We start from the raw sequence: 7,546 nt of genomic DNA, 5'->3' as shown, positions 1-7,546 counted from the left end.
ACTCTCAAAATAGACCGCAAAATTTGCATAATGCCATGCGCTGATCGGAGGTTCTCCGCGAGGTTTTGTTTTTGTTTCAGGTTTCCCAAACTGCGTTTCTACTTCCTCCATGCTCATACCGCGCAGTGGAAGTTCCACTTGTTCTTGTTTTCCCTGTTCTCCAAGTTTCAGTTTGATGGTTTCAGCATGAGTGGCCGCGCCAAGTGTGAGTGCCAGAAAACAAGCGATGGTTTTGAAGGGCATGTTTGAACTCCTGATTAATCCATTAAGTAAAGCAAAGACTTGCGCATTCTGCTGAGAAACAAAGCGTTTCAGTACGCAATTTTTTCCTTGTTCTCTTGCCATGCAGTAACTATTGCAATGCCGATGGATGTGTTTTAATGCCGGCATGAAAAATTGGTATCCAGCAATGATTGGCTATCGCTACACCTCAGCGAAGCGCAGCAATCACTTTATCTCGTTTATTTCTCTTATTTCGATGGTCGGCTTGATCATCGGAGTGGGTTTGTTAATTACCGTTCTCTCGGTAATGAATGGGTTTGATCGTGAGCTTCGTACGCGCATTCTTGGCATGGTGCCTCACGCGGTAATTAAACCGTATGCCAGTATGCAGGATTGGCAAAGTGTGGATGAGCTTGTGACTGCGCATCCTAAGGTCCAGGCGGCGGCACCTTTTATCCAAATTAAAGGCATGCTTAGTTCGAAAGGCCTTGTTCAGGGCGCGCAGCTCAATGGTATTTTGCCCGAGCAAGAAACAACCGTATCCATCATCAACAAGCACATGATTCAGGGCGCGCTTGAGGATCTTGCCCCAGGCGAGTTCAAGATTATTCTAGGAGATATGTTGGCAAGGCAGTTGCGCGTTCAGGCGGGCGATAGAGTAACGGTGGTTTTGCCAGAGGCGTCATTGACGCCGGCTGGCGTGTTTCCTCGTCTTAAGCGATTTACGGTTAGTGGAATATTTCGTGTTGGGGCTGACCTGGATGGACAATTAGCGCTTATACATATGGAGGATGCGGCCAAGGTCATGCGAATGACTGGCTACGTGAACGGCATTCGTCTAAAAATGGATAACCTGTTTGACGCGCCGTTTGTTTCAAGACAGCTCGCGAGCAGTCTTGATGAAGCCTATTACAGTGTCGATTGGACATTGACCCACGGCAATTTGTTTTCTGCGATCAAAATGGAGAAGACGCTGATTGGTTTGTTATTAATGGTCATCGTCGCTGTTGCTGCGTTTAATATTATTTCCACTTTGGTGATGGTCGTGACAGATAAGACGTCGGACATCGCCATACTAAGGACAATGGGGGCGAGTCCTCGCGCAATTATGGGTATTTTCATTGTGCAGGGTGCGTACATTGGCGTCGTTGGTACCATCGTCGGTACTGTCCTCGGAGTACTATTGGCATTGAATGTTTCTGAGATCATCTCTTTTGTTGAGTCTGTCATGCAAATGCAGTTTCTTAGTCCAGACGTCTATTTCATCAGTGATTTGCCATCCGAATTGCGTTGGAGTGATGTGTCCATTATCACTGGGTCTGCTCTTTGTTTAAGCCTTTTGGCGACACTTTACCCGGCCTGGCGCGCTTCGAAGGTTAAACCTGCGGAGGCGTTACGGTATGAGTGATGTGGCAGCACAGACGGTAATCGAAGCCAGTGGATTGGGTAAAACGTATAATGATGGTGTGTCCGCGCTGACAATTTTTGAAAACCTAGATTTTCATTTAAAAGCGGGTGAGACCGTCGGGATTATCGGTAGTTCTGGAGCCGGAAAAACCACGCTGTTGAATATACTTGGTGGCTTAGACGCTCCTAGCTCCGGCGCTGTGCGTCTGTGTGGTGTTGATCTTGGTTCCGCGAATGATCGGCAGATAACTGCTTTGCGGAATCAGCATCTAGGTTTTGTTTATCAGTTTCATCATTTGCTTGCTGAATTCAGTGCGCAAGAGAATGCGGCGATGCCGCTGATTATCGCTGGAGTTAACAAGAAGCGGGCTCTAGAGCAATCCGCAGCTTTGTTGGAGCGGGTTGGTCTCTCAGCTCGTCTAACACATAAGCCTTCTGAGCTTTCGGGCGGTGAGCGCCAGCGTGTCGCAATTGCAAGGGCTTTAGTAAACAACCCTCGGGTCGTCATGATGGATGAGCCAACAGGTAACTTGGATGAGCAAACAGCTCAGTCTATTCAAGCGCTTATGCTGAATCTAAGGGCCGAGAGCGGCACAAGTTTCGTTGTTGTGACGCATGATACCGGTTTGGCGTCCAAAATGGATCGCGCACTGCATCTAGAGCAGGGTGGCCTGATTGCCGTCTAGCGGCCTCTAAAGCAGAGTATCCAAAATAGTTTTGTTTTCAATGCGCCGGCGCCGTCCTGGTCTAGCTATCCCTTTGTTGTCTTTTGGCTATACGCTCAGCCCAGCGTTTTCGAACATTTCGCTTGAGCAGCCACGACATGACAAAATAACCAATTGCAGCTGCCGCAGTTCCGACAATGAGCGAGCCCAAGTACATCGGAACACCGACGGAATAGAGCCTCGATTCCAGCCATGCCCAGGAGAGCTCATACTCAAAACCCAGGGGAGGCATACCCAATACCCACGTTCCGACAAGGTATTCAAAGTAGAAAATAGGTGGCATGGTGATCGGGTTGCTAAACCAAACTGTCATTACCGATAGCGGCAGATTAGCATTCAACCAAACAGCAAAGAATGCGGCAGCAACCATCTGAAATGGCATTGGGATACAGCCCCAGAAAAGTCCTATGGCGATGGCTTTGGTGACGCTATGACGATTCATGTGCCACAGATTTGGCTCATGGATCATGTCGCCAAGAAAACGAAGGGACTTATTGTTCCGAATGTTTTCCGGCTTTGGTAAGTGTTTTTTTAGAAAATCTTTTGGCATGATGGCGACTGCTAGCAAGCTCAAACTTTGGGCTGCTATCTAATTCTCATTTGCTGTTTTGCGCAAGGATTGCGTGAATCTTATCTCACGGAAGAGATAATGTATCCAAGTTTATTTGCCTTTTGCACGGGCGTCTTGCTCGTTCATTTTAGTCCAAGTCCATTTGCAGCGTTAGCGATTTTTGTTGCGATCTGCTTCTTTGTTTGTGTTTATTGTGGCTTATTCAGCGCGCGTTTTCGTCGGCGGTTACAAGGCGCTTTAAAACAGCTGTTGACCGTTTTTCTCTTGGCTTTGTTTGGTGTGAGTTATGCTTCTTGGGAAGTTGCTAGCCATCAGAATATGAGAGTAGCTGAATCAGAGTCGGGCGAGCACAAGTTCGTGTCAGGTTACTTATGCAGTATCCCGGTCAATCATGATTTTGGTGTGCGTGTGACGCTGTGCACTGATCGCGGACGTTATCTGCTTTCCTTGTCAGGTGATGCGCCTCGCCCAGAGTCAGGTATGTGTTGGCAGGGCACGGTGAAACTAAAAGCCCCGCGCAGTTCGTTTAATCCCTGGTCGGGGAGCTACGAGCGATATTTGTTTGCTGAGCGGATTGTTGGTTTTGCTTACGCCAAGTCGCTAGAGCGCTTTGACTGTTCGCTTTCGCAACATATGTTGTCGCTTGTTACGGAGCAGCGGTGGAAATTAAAGCGCTATCTGGACTCCCAACTCTCTGGTTTAGATCAGTCTGGTGTTGTGATCGCGTTGGTCCTCGGGCATCGCGCTGAGATTAGCGCACATCAAAGCGAAGTGCTTAAGTTGAGTGGCACTCAGCACTTAATGGCGATCTCGGGCCTTCATGTTGGTATTGTTTGCTGGCTGGTCTACTTCATGCTCCAGAAGGCTGGTATCCGATATTTTGTCTTTCCCGCGGTTGCGCTGGTGGGGCTGGTTTACATTGCTATGGTTGGCTTCTCTCCGTCTGCGCAGCGCGCCTATGTGATGATGCTCTGCGCGATGGCCTTAATTAGTGGCAAGGTTCCGGGTGGGGCGTGGTCGGCATACCTGTTAGCTCTGGTGCTTGTATTGGGTATTGATCCGTTAGCGCCTTTAAATCCCGGTTTTTGGTTTTCTTTTGTCGCAGTATTCTGGTTGATTCTAATTTACCGCATGTTGCTAAAAGGCCGCTCTTATGGACTTCTGAAGAGCATGATTATCCTGCAGTGCCTGCTCACACTTGGTTTGATGCCAATTCAGACGCACTTTGCGATGCATAGCTCTGTATTTTCCTTACCTGCGAATCTCGTGGCTATCCCTTGGGTGTCCGTTGTTGTATTGCCTTTGTCACTTCTTTCTGTGCTGGTGAGTGCTTTGCTACCGGTGATGGCCTCCATCGGTTTTGATGTAGTGGATACCGTTTTGAATTTCTTATTCGCTTTCCTCGCTATAGGGTTGGAGTTTGGGTTGGGGGTTGGTGCTGCTGCAAACTCAGCGCGCGAGCAGCTAGATCAAATTCTTTATGGCGTGAGCTACTCTGCATTGCTGCTTTTTCTATTGATCATGGGTCGGCTCAGGTTGCTTTGGTTGGCAGCCGGTTTGCTTTTATTGATCTTTTTGTTGGTTTTGAACACACGTTTTGGCGGCATTAGCTCGGTATCGTCGGTCGAGCAGTTTGCTGTTCTCGATGTAGGGCAGGGGCTTTCCCTTGTCGCCCAGCAAGATGAGCAGCTTTGGATCTACGATACGGGTCCAAGTTATGCGAAGTACTCATCCGCTAAGACCGTACTTCTTTCCTATCTTCGAGAGTATGCGGGCTTAGTCAGAAAAACGTACTTGGTTGTAAGTCATGGTGATGCGGATCATGCCGGTGACGCTAAGTGGCTAGCGACCAAATTGCAACCGCGCGTCGCGCTACTCGGAGAGCCCGAGAGAACGGAAATGCCGAAAGAGCAGAGAGTGCGTCCCTGCATGTTAGGGCAGCGATTGAATACGGGCGCGTTGTCGATGTCGGTGCTGTGGCCCGCAGCGAACCCGACTCTTGAACAGGCTCGTGGTAATGCGCGTTCTTGCGTGGTGCGCTTTACGTTGTTCGGATACAGATTCTTGGTAATGGGGGATCTTGAGGGGGAGTATGAACGTGCGTTCATTCGCCATTATGCGCAGCTGGGTAAGCTAGATGAGTTGAGGTCTGAAGTGTTGATAGCCGGTCACCACGGCGCAAAAGCCGCAACGCGTATTTCGCTTTTAAAGCATGTAAAACCTTCTTTCGTCATCTTCTCCTCCGGCTATGGAAATCGTTTTCAGCACCCATCTGCAGAGGCGGTGGGAAGGGCGAAGCGTTTTGGTGCCGAGGTCCTTAATACAGCCGATACAGGCGCGTTGATTTTTAAGGTGAAACAGGTGTCTGTGGGGGGCGATACTCGATTAGAGCTTGAACGCTCGAGAAACCAGTCTGACGTCTATTGGCTTGCTCGCTGAAGCACAACTTTCCGAAACGTAACCAAGTTTGCGGCTTGACCGCACTTTTCAAACAGCGCGATTGTGATAAAGTACAGCCCAATCAGGCTCTTATGCCATCGAAAAAGTATAAGCTGCACGCTTCTCGGGAGAATCTTCAGTGTTAGATTTATTAAAGCCAGGCGGAATGGTTATGTTCCCCCTACTGCTTTGTTCTGTACTCGCTTTAGCCATTATCATTGAACGCTTTTGGACGCTTCGCGTGAATCGTCTTGCGCCTAAAGCGCTCGTGAATGACCTTTGGGGATGGATCAAGCGAAAGGAACTTGATTCGAAAAAACTTCGTGAGCTGAAAGAAGCGGCGCCAATTGGACGTATTTTGGCGGCAGGGCTTGTCAATGCAAAGCATGGCCGTGAAGTCATGAAAGAAAGTATCCAGGAAGAGGCAAGCCACGTTGTACACGAGATGGAGCGCTTCCTGACCGGCCTTGGTACTGTTGCCGTGATCGCGCCCTTGCTTGGCTTATTGGGAACAGTCATTGGTATGATTAAGGTGTTCGCCCAGTTGCAACTTGAAGGTGCTGGAAACGCAGCTGCGCTTGCTGGTGGTATCTCTGAGGCGTTGATCACAACAGCGGCAGGCCTGACGGTTGCGATCCCGGCCTTGATTTTTCACCGTTACTTTTTGCGCCGTGTTGACGAGATCGTTGTGGATATGGAGCAAGACGCCTTACGCCTTGTAGAGGTTGTTCAAGGCGAGCGCGAACCATCGCGTGCAGAGGAAACAACGCCTTGAATTTCAAACGCCAATCCTCTGAAGAAGTTTCAGTCAACTTAACACCGCTGATTGATGTGGTGTTTTTGTTGTTGATTTTTTTCATGGTATCGACCACTTTTACTAAGGAAAGCCATTTGGAGATCGATTTGCCTCAGTCGAGTGCAGATCCGGCGAAACCAACGGCTGACGAGATTGAAGTGATCATTAATGCTGAAGGTGAGTTCTCTGTAAATGAGAGAGCACTGATCAACAATCAGGAAGATACCCTGAAGAAGGCGGTTGAGAGAATTTCAAACGGAAACACCAAGATACCGTTTATTATTACCGCAGACTCAAAAACCGACCACGAATATGTTGTTCGTGTTATGGATGTCGCAGGTCAACTCGGGTTTGTTCAGCTGAGTATCACAACGCAAAGAGCGCAGTCGAAAAATTAATCGCACGCCCGCCCATGTAGTAGGGGCGGTTTCTTGCAGATTTACTTAGGTTAGCGGCCCACTATGATAAAAGACGCGCAAGCGTTACAGGAAAATGAAGACTCCAATTGGCAGGTTTATCGCCGCCTTTTGGTGTACCTGAAACCTCTAAAATTCTTTTTTGCTCTCAGTGTCTTAGGTAACTTTATCTATGCTGGCGCCAGCGCTGCAATGGTACAGGCGCTTGAGTATGTGATTAAAACCGTAGAAAACCCAACGCCAGAAGGGCGAATAATGCTTCCCGCATTGATTTTGGGGTTGTTCGCCATGCGTGGCTTGGGCGGTTTTCTTGGGGGCTATTATATTGCCTATGTCGGACGAAATATTGTCCATCAAATGCGTCTGAATATTTTCGATAGCTATCTTAAACTGCCCACCGCGTTTTTTGACAGTAATTCGTCCGGACATCTGATTTCGCGCATTACGTACAACGTTGAACAAGTGTCATCCGCCACGACCGATGCCATTACCGTCTCTATTCGCGAGGGTCTTACCGTTTTATTCCTACTTGGAGTGATGGTGCATGCGAACTGGAAACTTACACTTATTTTCTTAAGCTTAGGCCCGCTGATTGGTTTTGTGTTGAGCTATGTGAGCAAGCGCTTTCGCAAGTTAAGCAAGCGCATCATGAGCTCTGTTGGCGATGTTACTCATGTCACCTCGGAGGTCGTTACGGGTTACAAAGTTGTTCGAATATTTGGCGGCGAAGAGTACGAGCAAGAGCGTTTTCTCGATTCGAGTAAGTACAACTTAGTACAAAGCTTAAAAATGGAGCTTACCAAGATGGTGAGCACACCAGTTATTCAGTTATTGGTGGCGTTGTCGGTTTCTATTTTGATTTGGCTGGCTCTTGCTCCGGACGTTCGAGGAGATATGACCGCGGCGACGTTTGTGGTCATTATTACTGCCGCCTCTACGATGGCTAAGCCAATTCGACAGCTGACACAGA

At 48.5% G+C, this 7,546-nt stretch carries 8 protein-coding genes; 6 read left to right on the top strand and 2 right to left on the bottom strand.

Annotated features, from left to right (window positions below; genetic code table 11):
• Positions 1 to 390 (bottom strand): hypothetical protein (locus A3751_RS11920; RefSeq protein ID WP_197466303.1); only part of this gene is annotated, 390 nt, incomplete at its 3' end.
• Between the two features lie 19 nt (positions 391 to 409).
• Here A3751_RS11920 and A3751_RS11915 point away from each other — a divergent pair.
• The gene (locus A3751_RS11915; protein WP_231876885.1) at positions 410 to 1,630 is read left to right on the top strand and encodes a lipoprotein-releasing ABC transporter permease subunit; all 1,221 of its coding nucleotides are present in this window, start codon (positions 410 to 412) and stop codon (positions 1,628 to 1,630) included.
• A complete protein-coding gene (locus A3751_RS11910; RefSeq protein WP_068456226.1) occupies positions 1,623 to 2,315 on the top strand; it encodes an ABC transporter ATP-binding protein in 693 nt (230 codons plus the stop codon). The genes A3751_RS11915 and A3751_RS11910 overlap by 8 nt, the downstream gene beginning before the upstream one ends.
• 61 nt (positions 2,316 to 2,376) lie before the next feature.
• On the opposite strand, the gene A3751_RS11905 is transcribed toward A3751_RS11910, so the two are convergent.
• The gene (locus tag A3751_RS11905; RefSeq protein WP_068456224.1) at positions 2,377 to 2,904 is read right to left on the bottom strand and encodes a DUF2062 domain-containing protein; all 528 of its coding nucleotides are present in this window, start codon (positions 2,902 to 2,904) and stop codon (positions 2,377 to 2,379) included.
• A gap of 99 nt (positions 2,905 to 3,003) precedes the next feature.
• Here A3751_RS11905 and A3751_RS11900 point away from each other — a divergent pair, with 99 nt between their 5' ends.
• From A3751_RS11900 to A3751_RS11885, 4 genes are all read left to right on the top strand, one after another.
• The gene (locus A3751_RS11900; RefSeq protein ID WP_156492398.1) at positions 3,004 to 5,364 is read left to right on the top strand and encodes a DNA internalization-related competence protein ComEC/Rec2; all 2,361 of its coding nucleotides are present in this window, start codon (positions 3,004 to 3,006) and stop codon (positions 5,362 to 5,364) included.
• 166 nt (positions 5,365 to 5,530) lie between these two features.
• Positions 5,531 to 6,139 carry a MotA/TolQ/ExbB proton channel family protein gene (locus A3751_RS11895; RefSeq protein ID WP_369819952.1) on the top strand — a complete coding sequence of 203 codons (609 nt, stop codon included), beginning with the start codon at positions 5,531 to 5,533 and terminating at the stop codon, positions 6,137 to 6,139.
• Complete coding sequence (locus A3751_RS11890) at positions 6,136 to 6,558, top strand: biopolymer transporter ExbD (protein ID WP_068456215.1); 423 nt, start codon at positions 6,136 to 6,138, stop codon at positions 6,556 to 6,558. The genes A3751_RS11895 and A3751_RS11890 overlap by 4 nt, the downstream gene beginning before the upstream one ends.
• 63 nt (positions 6,559 to 6,621) lie before the next feature.
• A partial coding sequence (locus A3751_RS11885) for an ABC transporter transmembrane domain-containing protein (protein WP_255376084.1) occupies positions 6,622 to 7,546 on the top strand: 925 nt, incomplete at its 3' end.

This window comes from Oleiphilus sp. HI0080, assembly GCF_001635135.1.
Note: the sequence above shows the minus strand (reverse complement) of the source record. Positions and strands in the feature narration are given on the sequence as shown.

Bases quoted from the DNA above. Each gene is read 5' to 3' on its own strand.
- A3751_RS11915 (WP_231876885.1), top strand. From the start codon at position 410: ATGATTGGCTATCGCTACACCTCAGCGAAGCGCAGCAATCACTTTATC.
- A3751_RS11910 (WP_068456226.1), top strand. From the start codon at position 1,623: ATGAGTGATGTGGCAGCACAGACGGTAATCGAAGCCAGTGGATTGGGT.
- A3751_RS11905 (WP_068456224.1), bottom strand. From the start codon at position 2,904: ATGCCAAAAGATTTTCTAAAAAAACACTTACCAAAGCCGGAAAACATT.
- A3751_RS11900 (WP_156492398.1), top strand. From the start codon at position 3,004: ATGTATCCAAGTTTATTTGCCTTTTGCACGGGCGTCTTGCTCGTTCAT.
- A3751_RS11895 (WP_369819952.1), top strand. From the start codon at position 5,531: ATGGTTATGTTCCCCCTACTGCTTTGTTCTGTACTCGCTTTAGCCATT.